This is a genomic window from Desulfomarina profundi, assembly GCF_019703855.1.
Taxonomy (GTDB): Bacteria; Desulfobacterota; Desulfobulbia; order Desulfobulbales; family Desulfocapsaceae; genus Desulfomarina; species Desulfomarina profundi.
On sequence record NZ_AP024086.1, the window covers coordinates 1,918,194 to 1,935,261 of the forward strand.

Sequence of the window (17,068 nt, forward strand, 5' to 3'; positions counted from 1 at the left end):
GGTTTTTTTTACACTGTTTCTTCAAATTGTGACAATTCCTTCAACAACATTCGCATCTCACCGGAAAACGGCTTTCTTTTCTCCACATTGTAAAAAACCCTGTCTCCCATTCTACCGCGCTCTTCAAAAGAAACTACCAGATACCTGTCTTTTCCGGTAGCCAAATCCTCAACCCAGAGAACTTTTTCCAAGGGCAGGGAAAAATCATAACAGATCTGTTTAACAAATTTTTCCGGATTATCCGAGATGGATTGCCCTTCTCCCGTGCCTGTATAGATACAGATATAAGGTTTCAGGTGCGAGATTTCACCTCCTTCACCGGTTCTGTCAATTATCTTCAGATCGTATGCTCCAGGATACCAGGTAATGGGCTCCCGCTCAGTTTTCTTAGTGCCGTCCCAACTGTACCTTCCATTAAAAAGGATCATTCTCAAAACTCCCTTCAAATATATGGAAGGACATCTTCTTAAAAAACCTGATGCCCTTCCAGATAGGAATCCATATCACCAAAATGTAGGGACTGCAGCACATTTTTCAAGCCTGCCTATGAATTTTCCCGGTAACAGCTTGATCATGCAGTCAAATCGAGACTTCTTCGGTCAGTCATATCCGTCAGAACACGTTCACGCCCCTTGTCGATTCCGAGCTGACTGCGTTTTTTATCTATATGAGCAATCATCAACCTGGCCATTTCCAACGGATCATCGGCCACGGCCCATTTACCAAAACCGAGGTCCTCAAGCCCTTCAAAGAGAAGCTTTTCAAAACGAGTCCCGCCGGTCACCGGCAAGGTGTGCCCGAAAACAACATAAATACCTGATGCGACAAAATAATGACCAATTGCTATCGCTTTTTCACTCATCCACTCAGGCGCACATCCAGCTGCGGGAAGGTCTGCAAGGCTCTCTCCCAGACCTCCGGTTTTTACCATTTCCGAGGCGGCAATAAGTATTCTGCTGTTATCTACACATGCACCCAGACCAAGAACCGGTGGCATCCCAACGGTTTCGCATACTTCTGCCAACCCGTCTCCTGCAAGGGCGGCTGCGTCCGGCCCTGTCAGGCCCGCCTTGGCCAGTGCCATCTGTGAACAGCCGGTCTGCAGAACCAGAACATCATTTTTTATCAGTTCCTTCACCAGTTCCACATGGGAGTAATCATGTTTTGATCTGGGATTGGTACACCCCACAACCCCTGCAACACCACGAATTCTGCCATTAATGATGTTTTCGTTAAGGGGAGTATAGCCGCCCCTGAAAGAACCACCCAGCATGTAATTAATATATTCATAGGAGAAGCCGTGCACACCAGTGGTTTTCTTTCTAGGAATCTGAATGGGTTTTTTTCGCGTTTGAAACCTGGCAATAGCTTTTAGAATTATTTCATCAGTACAGACCAGAGGGTTTTGTTCATCCAACGGAATGTGAAGAGCTCCTTCGATTTTTGCCCTGTAATTTGTTGTAATAAACGGGGTATCATAAAAATCGGCAACTCTCTTGAGATCCTGTTTGATACATTGAATATCAACGGTCATAGCATCAATGGCACCAGTCACCAGAACCGCTTCTGTACTGGAAAAATTCCCGGCATGCGGCAGGCCATGTCGGGACATGACATCCAGCCCGGAACAACACATTCCAACAAGATTAATCCCCTTTGCACCCGCATCCTTTGCCATTTCCTTTATTTCCGGGTCAGCAGCGGAAAGCAGCATTGCCTCCAGAAGAATCGGCTCATGACCATGAACAATGATATTGACCTTATCCTTTTTCAATACTCCCATATCGATTTCAATTTCCAGCGGTGCAGGAGTTCCAAAAAGGATATCTGAGATATCCGTTGAAACCATGGAGCCTCCCCAGCCATCAGCAAGAGCGGTTCTTGAAATCTGCAGCATTATATTTTCATAATCCTGATCTACTCCCATGGCAGTACGATGCATCATCTCCATGATTTCCCGCATTGCGCCCCTGGGTACTATTCCTGCCTTTCTCCACAATTCAAGAGTTTTTTCAGGAACACGCTTCATCATGGGAAGTTCACCTTCCACCTGCACATATGTCCTTTCAAGCTCCCTGTACAGATCCAGGGCAACATCCTTTAATTCTCTGCCTTCAGTGACAATATCGAGCGACTCTGCTATTTCAAATAGTTTCAATGGATCTTTGATAGAAAAATCCTTCACCTTTCCATTTATCACATCCCTGAACAATTCAAGCATGGCCATTCCATGATCTGTATGGGCAGCCGTTCCGGCTGCCACCATTCTCCCAAAATTTCTGGCAACAATCGTATCAATGGTGGCCCCGCAAACTCCAACCCTGTCATACGGACTCTTGGTGTTCATTCGACATGGCCCCATGGAACAATGCTTACAACATGCCGATTGCTCCCCGATCGGACAGGGTTTTATCGCCGTAGCCCTGTCAAAAAACAGTTCAACACCATCTGCCCTTGCCTTGGTTATCATTTCGGCAGTTGTTTCACAGATAGTCAGGTCCTCAACATTCAATAATTTTATCGGTTTTGCAGCCATAGCTCCCCTCTTGAGAAGGTGAATCCTGATTGTCCATTTACCAGTAGACTGAATAACACATTGGCATGGATGGACTATTCAGGAGATGCAATTTGCTCTGAATAGGCAAATTGGCCCCCTGGTAATTTTCCCTTAATAATTATTGTACCACATTGTGGTATTGTCAAGAGCTTTGCATCAATGCAGGAAGTGCCATTTTTTCAGTAAAGACATGATACATGTTGTTTACTGAAAAAAATCTTGGACCTGACACTACCTGAATTGATGAGAAATGGGGGGATAGAAACTGCCATGGTAGGTTAAAAAAACGAGAAAAAAACCGCCGGAGAACCGGCGGTTAAAGACAAGGGACAGATCTTGAAAAAGATGATTATTTTTGTTGATTCATTTCCTCAAGTCTGGCAGCAATCTTAAAAATTTCTTCCGGGATTTCATCTGCATTTTGGAAGGGACGCGTCCCGATTCTATCGGATTTTACAATTTCTTCATGTTCAGAGACAAAGCCCAAAATTTCAAAATCAGGTAATGACTCTTGAATAAGTTTTTCATCATCTTCATTTCTGACTCTGTTCCCAAGAACAACAATATTTTTAATGCCAATATCCGTGCCAAGTTTTCTAATTCTTTCAGCAGCTACTCTCGAACGTGCCCCTGGGTTAACCACAATAATCAAAGCATCAACCGAAGATGAGGTGGCACGACCAAGATGTTCCACTCCCGCTTCCATATCCATAATTACAATATCATCGCGGTAAAGAACCAGATGATTCATCAGCGCCTTGAGTATAGTCGATTCCGGACAGATACAGCCTGATCCTCCTTTCTGGACAGTTCCCATAACCAAAAGCTTTACTCCGTCCTTTTCCCTGGAAAAACGCTCTGGAATATCATCAACTTTGGGATTAAGAGTAAAAAAACCACCCATTGTACCAGGCTCTGCACCTGTTCTTTCAGCAATAAGATCTTTTAATTCAGCGATAGGTGTAATGGGATCATCTTCTGCAATTCCAAGTCCGGCTGCAAGATTCGCGACCGGGTCAGCATCAATGGCGATGACCTTGTTCTTTTTTCCGGCTGCAAGACATCGTGCAAGAAGAGAAGTTACAGTCGTTTTTCCCACACCGCCTTTACCGCCTATTGCTATTTTCAGACTCAATTTTTCCTCCCGTACCAATCAGTTGTTTATCTGAAAATTCCGCGACCAAAGGTTGTTCTGCCGCAGTCAGATTTTCATTTCTTTGTTATGGCCGAGCCTTTTGATCAAATCAAGAAGCTGTTTTATTATTCTATTGAACTCTCAATGATTTTCCCGTCGCCATCTACCATAACTACAGTATATCCATTCTCCTCGGCATCTTTTGTGAGTTCCTCTATATGAACAGCCTGCAGTTCATATTTTTTCCCTTTCTCTCTTGGGAGCGACAGAAAGCAGTCGTTGGCCTCCTCCTTTGTATGAAAGGCTGGAATAAAGTTTAACTTATTGCTTTCACTGTAAAAACCCAAAAAACTCTCATCAGCTCCCGGGTTACATACAAAGGTATACACCCACCCTTTCTTATTCTTGCTTTGATTCATATTTGATCTCACCATCAGTGAAAAATTACAAAAAACATCTCGGGCTTACGATATCTACACCCTCTTCAAGATCACCCGAAATATAACATCCTCAGAGCAAACTAATAACCATGATCACAATAAAAAAAAGCCCCATTCCTGACGGAATGAGGCTCTTTGACTTCCAGATAAAATCTTACACTTCGAGATAAGAATCTGAAAACAGAGTTTCACCGGTAATAACTTTAACTGTTTTCACATAGTCACCCAGTTCTTTTGACAGACTGGACGGATCCGGCGCCTCGCCATCCATTGCCTGATAAACTACATCTACTATATCCTGACGTCTGCCTTTTGCGACATCCGTAAGATTAGTATCAAGAGGATCGGAGATAACTGATTTCATGCCATAGCGTCCGAGCATAATCATGTAAGTGGTATTGATTATAGGACGCAGATGAACCGGAGGACCGTTGGATATATTGGAAAGACCACAGGTACTCATTGCACCGGGAGCAATATCCTCAAGCATCATCTGAAATGTCAACAGTGCCATACATTGAGCCTGCTGAATATTTACAGGAGTTACGATACCGTCAACCCATATTTTCTCATTGGGGATACCAGCCTCGTTTGCGGCATAAACCAGCTCCACGCAAAGAGCTGCTCTTTCGTTCTCATCCCGTGGCAGACCATCTGGTCCCCACATCAGGGCGACAATATCAGCTTCATATTTTGCAGCCATGGGCAACATGACCTCATACCTTTCGGGACGTGCCATGATGGAGTTTACTATATGGGGTTTACTGGCAGGCTTCAGTACTTTCAAACCTTCTTCAATAGCCTCAATATTGGAGGTATCAAGAAGCAGGGGAACATCAGGTACAACTTCCTGCACAACCTGGCAAACCCACGGCATCAGTTCCTTGCCATCTTTTTTGGCTGGACCAAGATTAATATCGATATAATCCATACCAAGCTTGACCTGCTCAAGGCATTCCTCCTGGATCGGTTTCGGGTCACGCTCTTTGTACGCTTTACCGATAACCGTGGAGATTACATTCAGGCTTTCGCCGAAAAGAATCATATTTTTTCTCCTTTCATTCCTGTAAATTAAAAAACTTACCTACCAAAACTCCTCTTCCTGGCCCAAAACATACCCGTCTTCGACCAGGAAGGCAATATCTGTTTCCCGGATATCCGAGAGAACGACTTTTACCGTGCTTTGAGGAATCCTGCAAGATGGGCAGACTCTCTTGGCCCAACCGTAATCGTCCATCCAGGCAGCTCTTCTTCAACATCACCTGCAATTGCAGCCGCATAACCCGGAATAATCAGTTCAGTATGTTTCACCTTGTCCATGATACCGCATTTTTTAACAAACATGCCGACATCATCGCCACCAAATTTACCGGCAGCCCATGCTGTCAATACTGACAGACCTTCTGAGTCCTTAATCAGCAACCAGGCGGGGACCTTGCTTCCCTCAATCTCACCGGAAACGATGAAATAAGTAAGTGCGAAGTTTGTAGTAACCAGAACAGGAGAGTTCTCATCGGGGTTGCCGATTTCGAAAATTCCTTCTGTAACGGTCATTGGCCTCTGGGGATCAGTGAAAATATTCAATCTTTCAAGCAGAAGCGGAAACATAACCTCGGTAGTCAGATCGGAAAGAACTACAATTCCACCATACTTGGCTACAAACATTCCGGCGATAAGTGCTTCCATATCCAGATTGGACGCCATCTCACACGGGAACACAATGGTCGGAAAGCCAAGAGCTTTGTTCCCGTCTTTCAAAGCAGCACGTCTTATGGCAACCTGATCTTCCAGTGCCTGCTTAAGATCTCTTGAACCACTGTCTATTACAAGATCCTTCAATCCCATTTCGGTCAGTTTTTCAGTGAGAGCAATAACGCCATCAATGGAATCGGCCTTGACCGCCAATGGTAATTCATTATCCAGAGCTATTTTTCCAAATGCATCAACATTACTTTCCGTTGCCGCATAAATCAGTGGCCGTTTAAACCCGGCAACAGCTACAGCTCCACTGATGACTGCTTCATCTTCACTCATCAGTACCAAGTTGAACTCAGATGTTTCCGCAATAAGTTTTGCCAGCGCCGCAAATGCATCAGCATCACCATTAACATCCTTCAGAGCAGCCAGCTCGGGACGCAGGTTGAACCCGACTCTTTCGTATTGCAGGGCATTCCATACCTTCAGTTTTGCTTCAACTTCCTCTACCGGTGTGTCGGAAGTGATAATCCCCGCGAACATGGTGGGATTGTAAAACGTTTTCTCATGCCTGTGAAGAACCGTCTCCCCACCTGTTTTCGCCTCCCGTACGCCTTTTCCAATTGCTACCGGACGAATCGGAGGCGCAGAAGCCTCTGCCAGCTGTTCACGCGCTTCATCCGACACATAGGGACAAGAGTCAAGTTCCGCCTTACCGGATGCAAGATTCATTGCAAAAGCAAGGCAGGTCGGAACCCCACACTCTTTACAATTCGTTTTAGGCAGGAGTTTGAATATTTGAATTCCTGTTAACGCCATTTGTGTTGTCTCCTTGTTTCTATTTCAGAGCCTGACGATGCACATACCAGACAGCATGTGCATCGTCATTGCGTCAATTTAGCCAATAAGAGGATCCATGCTCAGTGCAGGATGACCCTTTTCTTCGAGCCAGGGCAGAATCTCCTCTTCAGTCACACCTACTGTTTCATCAGCGATCATGTCAGCGAAGTTCTCAACGCCCATTTCAGCCCCCTGGCGTTCAGTCTTTCACGAATCTCGTCCTTGACGATTTTCGGCATCCAGACCAAACGAAGCAGACCGCCATCACCAAGAATGAACTTCTTCTGGGTAATATTGAACTTGGAGTGACCAACAAATCCAGGCGAAGCAGCCCCGCCACCCATCACACCGGCAAGTGTGGTGAATTTCATTCCACATGGAGTATCACCTGTATAATCGCGACCAACAGTCATGATACCGTTACAGGCGGGCAACATGGCAGCAATACACTCACAGCAGCCACAGGTCGTCATGGGTGCATGAACCATTGAATAGAAATTATAGGTTTCTATGGCACCTTTGGAGGCAACCTTGATAAACTCATCCACGCCTTCGAACCGACCAAGTTTCGGGTCAAGAACCTTTCCTTTCTGAATCGGCTGATTCGGTCCTGTCGGGTTGATTTCAAATGCCGCTTTGCAGTCCATCCAGTTATAGGCCCCACACAGACCTGTTCTTTCTGGGCTGACAGTACAGACATGACTGGGAGCAAAAGACTGACAGAGACTGCAGGAGTAGAAGGTATCCACATCTTCATCAGTCATGGTATCAACACGGGCATCCCGAGTCTTATACTCTTCTCTTGCCTGGGCAGTAATTTTATCAACATCTTCCTGCTTGGTATAAAGAGTGACCTGAACCTTATCGACAATTTTCTGGAAATCCTGATGAAATTTTGCGTGAAGAACAACTCCGATATCCTTCAGGGTAAAACCCTTTTCCACAGCCGCTTTACTGATACGTACCCAGGAAATATCACGCTGACCAATATGCATAATTCCCTGGATGTAGTTGATCAGATGATGAATCTGACGCTCCATGATAGGTTCGAAATCTTCCTGGAATTCGCGTCCGGCAATCTGGACAAGAATACCAAGAGGCAAAACGTCACCTTCTTTCATATCGCCGATATCAGGGCCAATGACTTCAACCTTACCATCTTCGATATCATTCATTTCAGCCATTTTCACCAACTCGGTACACTGGGTCTTGCCGCCACCCATCTGACCGAAAAGATCACCGCCACGTACACGCTCACCCTCAAAAGCAGGACCGAAGGCAAGTGGAATATCAATCTCGGTAATATTGATTTTCAGGCCACGAACCTCAACCGATTTCTGACAGATTTCATCGTGAGGAACATTTGCAACAACATGCTCATAGGTACAGATACCTGTAGGCAGTATTTCAGGAATGTCCGTATCAGCCAGTGTCGGGAAGCCCCAGTTAACACAACCGGCAGCCGCAACAGCCCACTCGGTACCGACATCACCAAGTGCATTGACGAAAGCAAAGATACGGTTTTTATTATACATCAGCATCCTGCGATAATCTCCGGGCTCAACACCACCAAAGGCCATGGCTGCCCTGTTGGCAAAACCAAGAGCAAATACTGCTGAAGAGATATCAGGACCAAAGGGGACGATACGAGTGTTCCAACCAACCTGCATACCGGCCTCAAGACACTGTTCAATAATGGTTTTACCATTATGATGTGCTGCACAGAAGATATAAAGACTCTTCTTCTGATAATCTTCAACAATCAATTTCGCAGTTTCCGCATCCGGTGCCGCACCTACAACTGCCGCAAATCCGGGAGCAGATCCGTCAACAAATTCAACACCACGCTTCCTCAGGATGGTATCATCTGCAGGTCCAACCCACATCTTGCCCGCTTCAATATCAGGATCTTCCGTTGGAATATAAAAATCAGGTTCTTCAAGAATTCGCAGAGCCTCTTTTACCTCATAGGCAAATATTCCAGCCATACCTGCATCCAGAAGAGGTCCGAGATAGGGTAAATGATTTTTACCTTTAATATGAGGCGGAAGTAAACCGCGGGCGAATTCCATCGGCTTTTTCAGATCCTCAAGTGTTTCACATTTTATTCCGGTCAGGGAATAAATAACCGGCAGATAATACGCCGTATTGGGAAAACCTATTTTTGTGCTGGCATCATAGGACTGAAGGGCTTTTTCAAGTTCCCCTTCTACTTCCGCCACAACTTTATATCCACCCTGTATAGCCGCAAATGCTACTAATCTTGACATGCTTTACTCCTTCATTTAAGGATTTATAATAACGTAATATCGCAGGGTTATTCTATTCCGAGGGCCTGTCTGTCGGCCATATCCATCAACACCCTCTCACGGGCCTTGTCAATACCGAGCTCCTTACGTTTCTTATCGATATGAGCAATCATCTTATGAGCATGTTTGATAGGATCAGGCTCACAATCCCACTTACCACCGTAGATTTCTTCCATCTCTTTATAGAGATAATCCTTAAATACCGGAGCACCTTCAAGAGGCATATGATAACCGAATACAGTATATACACCGGAAGCAACAAAATACTGACCAATCGCGATAGCTTTTTCACTCATCCACTCAGGTGCACTTCCTGCTGCAGGTAAGTCACAGATATCATCACCGAGACCACCTGCTTTCACCATCTCAGTTGCCGCCAGCAGAATACGACTGTTATCTACACAGGATCCTAGATGCAGAACCGGCGGTATACCTACAGTTTCGCAAACTTCAGCGAGTCCAGGGCCACAGTACACTGCGGCAGATTCGGGAGTGAGAAGACCATGTACACCGGCAGCTATAGCACTACATCCGGTAACCAGCACGAGAACATCGTTTTTGAGCAGTTCTTTGATCAGGACAATGTGTTCTTCATTATGTTTGGTCCTGGCATTATTACAACCAACAACACCAGCAACACCACGAATACGACCGTTAATGATATTATCGTTCAGGGTGTAATAACTTCCGCGGAAACTTCCGCCCAGGTGATATTGAATGGATTCCACACCAAAACCGGCGACCTGAATTGATCTCTGCTTGGGAATCATCACGTCTGCACCACGATTTTCAAAGTTATCAATGGCTATCTTGACGATTCGCTTGGCATCTTCCATGGCGTAATGCTCATCAAATTCAATATGAATCACATTATCCTGCTCGATTTTTGCGATGGGATGAGTGGTAATCAGTTTAGTATGGAAACATTTTGCCACATTTGCCAGATTCTGCATGATACACTGCACGTCCACAACCATTGCATCACAGGCACCCGTAATAATAGCGAATTCCTGCTGCAGGAAATTTCCTGCCGGTGGTACGCCATGCCGTTGCAGCATCTCGTTGGCGGTACAGCAGATTCCTGCAAGCTGTATACCTTTAGCCCCTTTGCTTTTCGCGTAGTCAACCATTTCCTGAGATTGGGCAACCGCGATAATAATCTCTGAAAGCAGCGGTTCATGTCCATGAACGATCAAATTGACATGATCTTCTTTCATTACCCCCAGGTTTGCTTCAGCCTGTAATGGTGATGGGCTGCCGAACATAACATCCTGCAAATCTGTTCCTATCATGGAACCACACCATCCGTCAGCAAGAGAAGCCCGGACACCTTGCTTCATCAGGTTCTTATAATCCTGATCAACTCCCATAAGGGTCCTGTGCATACATTCAACAATTTCCCGATCCACGTTTCTGGGCACAACTCCTTCCTTTTCCCATTTTTCCTGCAACGGTTTCGGAGCTCTTTTAATATAGCTGGCAGTCAGTTCCGGTTTTCCCCACTCACGAACAGCTTTTTCTGCAACGGCAAGAGCAATTTCATCTATATCACGATCCTTGGTCACACCATCTTCTTCAACAGTTGTCGCAACACCAAAATATGGTGCGATCTGAATGAGTCTTGCCGGATCCTTCACGGAATAATCTTTGGCACTTTTTCTGGCGGCAGACAGGAAGGTTTCTGCAACCCCACGGCCATGATCAGAATGCGCCGCAGCACCACCGGCAATCATTCTCACAAAGTTTCTTGCACAAATGGTGTTTGCGGTAGCACCACAAAGACCTTTTCTTGTATCTTCTCCATCAATCCCGCCTTTCGGCAAGGGAAGTCGGCAGGGTCCCATAGCACAGTTTTTACAACAGATACCCTGCATACCGATTGCACAGGGTTTCATGGTTACAGCACGATCAAATACTGTATCGATACCCAGTTTCTGCGCCCTGCGCAGCATATCCTGAGTTGCCGGCTCCATAGTCGCTTCCATTGGATCAGCGACTTTAGGGGCTTTTACTGCTTTTGCTTTTGTTGCTTCTGCCATTTGAGGTCCTCCTCATGGATTTATTTTAGACTATCAATTAGTTACGCTAATAACTACACCTCCGTACGTGATAAATTGATATCTTTTAAATTCTTTTATGCATTCGATTCAGCATTTCCATCATTTTTTCCAGCTGATCTTTCTGAACTGCTGCAGCAGTAACAGGTATGTCTTCGCCATCTTCAGACATCAGAGCAACATCTGATTTATGTTCTTTGGCACGTTTTTCTTTCAGGGCTCTTTCAGCAGCCTCACGCTCTGCCACTTCAGCTTTGCGGGCAGCCTCTTCAGCCTCAGCCTTGGCCTTGGCTTCTGCTTCCGCTTTAGCTTTTGCCTCCGCTTCTGCTTTTACTTTTGCCTCTTCTTTTGCCTTTGCATCAGCCTCTGCCTTAGCTTTAGCTTCCGCTTCCGCCTTGGCACTGGCCTCTGCTTCTGCCTTGGCCTTAACTTCAGGATCTACTTCCGGTTCGGCTTTCTTTTCTTCTTTTACTGCAGCTTTCGGAGCCGCAGCAGCTTTAGCGGCAGGTTTCGCAGCTTTTTTCTTCTTCGGTGCCGCGTCCTTTGCGGGAGCTGCTTTTTTAGCAGGAGCAGCTTTTTTCTCCTCTTCCTTGATAGTCAGATCAAGCTCAGGGGCAAGGGCAGCGAAATCTACTTCCACGTCACCAAGAACCTTTTTAATTCCCTCTACCTCTTCAACAGAAGTACCATCAGAAACACCATCAATAAACGCCTTGACCAGACGAATTGCTTCCGGATGCCTCATGATCATGATATTGGAGCCACTCATAAGATAAGAAACAGCACCGACCGCCTCCATCAAAATACCGCGTCTTTCAGGATCTCCGAGAACCGGAGCTTCCTCAACCGTCTGTTTGGCTTCCTTGCACTTCCATACCTCGTTACCGAGGTTATTGATCATGGGAAACTGCAGTTTGTCATCCCCCTGAAGCAGGGATGCCATGGCAAGTCTTTCCATAACGGAATAGGTATATTCCATACCATACCCAAGTCCACCAGTTGTCGGATCCACAAGAATTCGATCCATCGGCATACCAAGGTTTTCGAGCAGAATATTAACCTGTTTTGCCAGATTGACATCAATTGGAGAAGAAGAAATAAGGGTATGGCCATATCCCATGGCTGCAGCCCCGATTCCTTTGTAATTTTTCTCTTCAACCGGTCCAAGAACCAGGTTTCGGTCCTGACACTTCTCCGCTACTACCTTAAGAACCTGCTCATCTTTTTCAGGGTTGGCACACCCCCAGACAATAACAGGGACGCTTACGGCATCAAGAACCTTTTCAACAGTTTCAGCTGCAGACTCAGGGCTTGCATCCTTGTCGTTCGGATCAATGCTTTTCAACTGAACGACGATCGCATCTGCTCCAAATTCTTCGACACATTTTTTCGCCCATGCTGCCGGATCGGACATTACATCTTTAAAATGGGCCATAACAGGTTCCGGCCAATCCTCCGGTTCCATATCCCATATTTCCATTGCGACAATGGGCTTATTCGGCATATCCCCTTCAAAGGTATAAAAAGGGTAACATGTCTCACCGCCTACGGTAATGGCAGAATCTCCCTTACCTATGGTAATTTCCTTTATGCCGCCGGTATAGGATTCCTTCTTGATTTCAAATCCCACTTTTGCCTCCTTACTGGTGAGTATTTTTTCTCCAGAAGACTGATTTCAGACTACGAAATCGATCTCCCCTTTTCAAACTTGACCAAAGAACAAGAGGTACAAAATCAAATTATTTTTATATCTATTTTAAGCCGGCCTGTTACTGATGCCGGCGACTGTCCGCAGAACTACAATCTCTTTTTTCTCTCTTCCATCCTTTTCTTCAGTTTTGGAAATTTCTCAATTTCGGTGTGTGGCAGGAACATGGCGGCAACATAGTTGTCCATATAAGATGGTGTTTCAGACAACTCAAAATTTGTCATTTTTTTTGTCACTTCCACAACATCCTTTCTGATTCTGTTGGTCAGTGAACTCATCCTTGCTCCCATAAGAGAACCATTTCCGATAAACGTAACACAGTCGGGATCAATTTCCGGCAGCAGTCCTATTGTCATGGCCTTTTCAAGATCAATATAGCTGCCAAACCCACCTGCGAGTATGATATGCTCCACCATGTCCATAGTCAGACCTACCTCTTCAAGCAATGTCAGGCAACCACTGTAAATTGCTCCTTTAGCTCGAATGAGATTATCTATGTCCGGTTCGGTCAGGGCGATATCCCGATCAATCTGTGTCCGGTCCTTCCAGGCCAGCACATACTCCCACACATCATTTCTCTTCCTTATTCTCGGGGTGTCCAGATCTCGGTTAAATTTACCCCTGTTATTTATAACTCCCATCTCAAACATCACGGCAGTCATGGTAATCAGCCCTGAACCGCAAATACCTTTTGGACTGACATCACCAATGGTAAAGATCATCGGTTCATAGGTAACCGGGTCTATAGAAAAATCTTCTATGGCTCCCTTGGCGGCACGCATCCCAAACTCAATACCTCCACCTTCAAAAGCAGGCCCCGCAGAACAGGCAGTGCACGCCAACCAGTCCTTATTACCCACGACCAGTTCCGCATTGGTTCCGATATCCAGAAACAGGGTCAGTTCCTCATTCCTGTACATTCCAGAGCCCATGACACCGGCCACAATATCACCACCGACAAAACTTGAAACCTGAGGATAAACCAGCGCAATCACATGATCATTCAATTCAATCCCTACCGTCGCAGCCCTGAAGGGCGGATAGAGAGTCGCCGTGGGAACATATGGAGCACGGCGTATATTCCTTGGATCTACCGATAAAAACAGCTGGGTCATGGTTGTATTACCTGAAAAGGTAATAGTGGAAACAAAATCGGGATCTATGCCTGATTTTGTAACAATCCGCTTAAGAACACTGTTGATTGTTGCAACAACCACTTCCTGCAATTTATCAAGTCCACCCGGCTTTTCGGCATAAATAAGCCGGGTAATCACATCCTCGCCATAACTGATCTGGCCGTTGAAATCACCGGCTTCAGCAAGACATTCACCGGTGGTTAAGTTTATCAGCTGTCCATAAATCGTTGTAGTGCCAATATCAAGAGCGACACCATAGTTTTCGTCTTTGACATCTCCCCCCTGGATATCAAGAATCAGGGTTTTCCCATCATCTCTCACGGGACGAACCAGTGTCAATGTGAGCTTAAAATCATTTTCCCGCAAAACACCGGGAAGCTTTCTGATAACCGGAAGAGTAAGCTCAAGCTTATGCTCATTCGCCTGTACTTTCAGGAACTCAATAAGCCGTGTCACATCCGGCATATTGTTCTGGGGATCGGGAGGAGGCAACTCCAGATACACTTTCTCGACCGGAGGGATAAAAAGACCTTTTTCCTTGAGGCTCTCGAAATCAGGGTGTTGTATCTTGGCTGTCCTGCGAGGTGTTACCTGAGTAAGCATAACACTTTTATCTACACTGGATTCAAGGGGAATCCTGACCGTCACATCCCCGCTGACCTTCGTCAGACAGGCAAGGCGATACCCTTTTTCGATATCATCCTTGTCAAGCCTCTCAGATATCCCCCCTTCTACTCCCCCTTTTTCAACCAGAATTCTGCATTTTCCGCAGACGCCTTCCCCACCGCAGGAGGCGTTAATGTGAACACCCGCTTCAAGTGCAGCCCTGAGAAGACTTTCCCCCTCCGGTACTGTTATAACTCTGTCATGGGGAAGAAAGGTAACCCGACAATTGTCCATGCGATTTTCCTTTTGTCTATGATGCCTGGTGGATTTAATCTTTTTCTTTAATACATCAATAACACAACCCGGCAAAATACCTGCAGTTATACCCGATCAGAACAAAGTTTTGTCGTCGCCATGCAGCAAAAGAAAAACCGCCTTTACAAAACGTTCAACACAGGGCTCGGATACAACGGATAAATATATCATAAATAATTTCACTTACAACTTGTAATTGACAAAATTCCCTCTATAAGTACATCAATTGACGGCCAAACAACCATTCTTTTTTCTTCTAAAGGATATCATTAAATTTGATACATCCTTTACCGCACAAGGCTCCCCACGTTTTTTTATTGCATCACTTCCTTATCTACCGAGCGTTTGCTCAGTTTTTTGCCTTCTCTCATTTTCCAGAAAATTTATGACGCAGGAGGAACGAAATTTACAATATTTTTCCGGATTGAAACATTTCAGGCTTTTTTCACTTAAAAAAATCTGCTGTTTCGCGCAGAAATATGACGCCTGAATCTGTTTTTGTTTTTCACACTGTCCCACACTGTATCACCCTAATCACTTATATTTTCAGTAAATTTGACCCAAAATTCCATTCTCAGCAGTTATGAATCCCGCCTGTAAATTTACATGCAATTTCCCATGCAATACGGTCCGGATTATATCATTTCTTTCCCATTTTAACACCATTTTTCCATTGTTTCTGTTTCCGCAATTACCGAAAACACATATCACCTCTATTGGTAATACCTTTTTGATAAATTGTTATTCAACATGATATAAATGAATATATTTGCACCTATAATATTTTTATTTGACATGTATTTAAAAAGAATGTATTGGTATGACCATTATACCCAGTAAACAACACGGAAATCTACAGGCGAGGTCAACATGAAAAAAAGTCACCTGGAAGAACTCTCCACTATTTTTGAAAATGATGGAATCCTGCACCAACAGGAAGACATGATTGCTTACAGCTACGACGCGTCTCATATTGAAAAAACACCGGAAGCTGTTGTCTTTGCCACATCCACTGACCAGATCTGCAAACTCATGCAGTTTGCCTACAGGGAGGATATTCCGGTTACACCAAGGGGCCAGGGAAGTGGATTATCCGGAGGTTCTGTCCCCATTGAAAAAGGTATTGTCCTCGTTTTAGACCGAATGCGGAAAATGTTGGATTTTGATCCCGAAAATCGTCTTATTACAGTTGAAGCAGGCATGACAACCAGTGATATTGACCCTATAGTCGCCTCTGCAGATCTTTTTTACCCACCAGATCCCGGAAGTGTTACGTTTTCGACCATAGGAGGAAATATTGCTGAAAATGCCGGAGGCCTTCGCGGGTTAAAATACGGTGTCACTAAAGATTATGTAAAAATGCTGAAAGTAGTCCTGCCAAAAGGCGATATTGTCACCATCGGCAGCAAATGCGTCAAGCATGTGGCAGGCTTCAACCTTGAACCAATTTTTGTCGGTAGTGAAGGATTACTTGGAATCATAACTGAAGTGACCCTTGCCCTTCTCCCTATCCCCAAGCACCGGGAATCCGCCCTGGTGGTGTTTAATACCTTGAACGATGCAGCTCAATGTGTCTCAGACATAATTGCTTACGGTGTTACCCCCTCCACCATGGAATTCATGGACAAAACCACCATTAATGCTGTCCAGAATTTCAAAGACTGTAACCTGCCACGGGATGCCGAAGCAGTATTGCTCATAGAAACTGATGGCGAAAAAAATTCGGCGATTGGAGAAATGAAAAACATCAAGAAGGCAGCCGAAAAAAACAGCTTCAGGAGTTTTTCCCTTGCCGGAAATACGAAAGAGAGAGATCTCCTCTTTGAAGGGCGCCGAATCGCCCTCAATGCTTTGGCCAATGTAAAACCCAACCTCATTCTGGAAGATGCAACCGTTGTCCGGTCAAAACTGCCTGACATGGTCAGGGGAATCTGCGAGATAGCAACAAAATACAATCTCATGGTCGGTATTTTCGGCCATGCTGGAGATGGTAATCTACATCCGACATTTCTTATTGATAAAAATGACACAGATGAAATGAAGCGAACCGAAAAAGCAGTCAAAGAACTTTTCAGACTGGCTATTGACCTCGAAGGGACAATTTCAGGTGAACATGGCATTGGTTTGGAAAAAAAGCCTTTTCTCGAGGACCAGATCGGCTCTGCTGGAATTCAGTTGTTATGTGACATCAAAAGGACGTTTGATCCAAAAAATCTCCTGAACCCAGGAAAAATGTTTGATTTTCCAAATTCAACTTCCAATTAATAATC

At 45.0% G+C, this 17,068-nt stretch carries 10 protein-coding genes and 1 pseudogene; 1 reads left to right on the top strand and 10 read right to left on the bottom strand.

Translation table 11 applies throughout. The annotated features are described in order from the left end of the window. Window positions 1–8: 8 nt before the first annotated feature. The 10 genes and pseudogenes from LO777_RS08925 to LO777_RS08970 form a co-directional block, all read right to left on the bottom strand. Window positions 9–428 carry a hypothetical protein gene (locus LO777_RS08925; RefSeq protein ID WP_228857144.1) on the bottom strand — a complete coding sequence of 140 codons (420 nt, stop codon included), beginning with the start codon at window positions 426–428 and terminating at the stop codon, window positions 9–11. 143 nt (window positions 429–571) lie between these two features. Further along, window positions 572–2,536 carry an anaerobic carbon-monoxide dehydrogenase catalytic subunit gene (gene cooS / locus LO777_RS08930; RefSeq protein ID WP_228857145.1) on the bottom strand — a complete coding sequence of 655 codons (1,965 nt, stop codon included), beginning with the start codon at window positions 2,534–2,536 and terminating at the stop codon, window positions 572–574. 370 nt (window positions 2,537–2,906) lie between these two features. Continuing rightward, the gene (locus LO777_RS08935; protein ID WP_228857146.1) at window positions 2,907–3,692 is read right to left on the bottom strand and encodes an ATP-binding protein; all 786 of its coding nucleotides are present in this window, start codon (window positions 3,690–3,692) and stop codon (window positions 2,907–2,909) included. A gap of 125 nt (window positions 3,693–3,817) precedes the next feature. After that, entirely contained in the window at window positions 3,818–4,111 is a 294-nt protein-coding gene (locus LO777_RS08940) for a hypothetical protein (RefSeq protein ID WP_228857147.1), read from the bottom strand. A 175-nt stretch (window positions 4,112–4,286) separates the two neighbouring features. Further along, window positions 4,287–5,177, bottom strand: a complete 891-nt coding sequence (locus LO777_RS08945) for a dihydropteroate synthase (protein WP_228857148.1) — start codon at window positions 5,175–5,177, stop codon at window positions 4,287–4,289. A 128-nt stretch (window positions 5,178–5,305) separates the two neighbouring features. Beyond that, a complete protein-coding gene (gene acsC, locus LO777_RS08950; protein ID WP_228857149.1) occupies window positions 5,306–6,646 on the bottom strand; it encodes an acetyl-CoA decarbonylase/synthase complex subunit gamma in 1,341 nt (446 codons plus the stop codon). Between the two features lie 78 nt (window positions 6,647–6,724). Next, window positions 6,725–8,937: pseudogene (gene acsB, locus LO777_RS08955) on the bottom strand (acetyl-CoA decarbonylase/synthase complex subunit alpha/beta). 47 nt (window positions 8,938–8,984) lie between these two features. Then, a complete protein-coding gene (cooS, locus tag LO777_RS08960; protein WP_228857150.1) occupies window positions 8,985–11,015 on the bottom strand; it encodes an anaerobic carbon-monoxide dehydrogenase catalytic subunit in 2,031 nt (676 codons plus the stop codon). A gap of 85 nt (window positions 11,016–11,100) precedes the next feature. Beyond that, window positions 11,101–12,663 (bottom strand): acetyl-CoA decarbonylase/synthase complex subunit delta, encoded by a 1,563-nt coding sequence (locus tag LO777_RS08965; RefSeq protein ID WP_228857151.1) that lies wholly within the window; start codon window positions 12,661–12,663, stop codon window positions 11,101–11,103. Window positions 12,664–12,830: 167 nt separating this feature from the next. Further along, complete coding sequence (locus LO777_RS08970; RefSeq protein WP_228857152.1) at window positions 12,831–14,777, bottom strand: ASKHA domain-containing protein; 1,947 nt, start codon at window positions 14,775–14,777, stop codon at window positions 12,831–12,833. 891 nt (window positions 14,778–15,668) lie between these two features. On the opposite strand from LO777_RS08970, the gene LO777_RS08975 reads away from it, so the two are divergent. Beyond that, window positions 15,669–17,063 (top strand): FAD-binding oxidoreductase, encoded by a 1,395-nt coding sequence (locus tag LO777_RS08975; protein WP_228857153.1) that lies wholly within the window; start codon window positions 15,669–15,671, stop codon window positions 17,061–17,063. The last annotated feature ends 5 nt before the right edge of the window (window positions 17,064–17,068 follow it).

Bases quoted from the DNA above. Each gene is read 5' to 3' on its own strand.
- LO777_RS08970 (WP_228857152.1), bottom strand. From the start codon at position 14,777: ATGGACAATTGTCGGGTTACCTTTCTTCCCCATGACAGAGTTATAACA.
- acsC (WP_228857149.1), bottom strand. From the start codon at position 6,646: ATGGCGTTAACAGGAATTCAAATATTCAAACTCCTGCCTAAAACGAAT.
- cooS (WP_228857150.1), bottom strand. From the start codon at position 11,015: ATGGCAGAAGCAACAAAAGCAAAAGCAGTAAAAGCCCCTAAAGTCGCT.
- LO777_RS08945 (WP_228857148.1), bottom strand. From the start codon at position 5,177: ATGATTCTTTTCGGCGAAAGCCTGAATGTAATCTCCACGGTTATCGGT.
- LO777_RS08925 (WP_228857144.1), bottom strand. From the start codon at position 428: ATGATCCTTTTTAATGGAAGGTACAGTTGGGACGGCACTAAGAAAACT.
- LO777_RS08975 (WP_228857153.1), top strand. From the start codon at position 15,669: ATGAAAAAAAGTCACCTGGAAGAACTCTCCACTATTTTTGAAAATGAT.
- cooS (WP_228857145.1), bottom strand. From the start codon at position 2,536: ATGGCTGCAAAACCGATAAAATTATTGAATGTTGAGGACCTGACTATC.
- LO777_RS08940 (WP_228857147.1), bottom strand. From the start codon at position 4,111: ATGAATCAAAGCAAGAATAAGAAAGGGTGGGTGTATACCTTTGTATGT.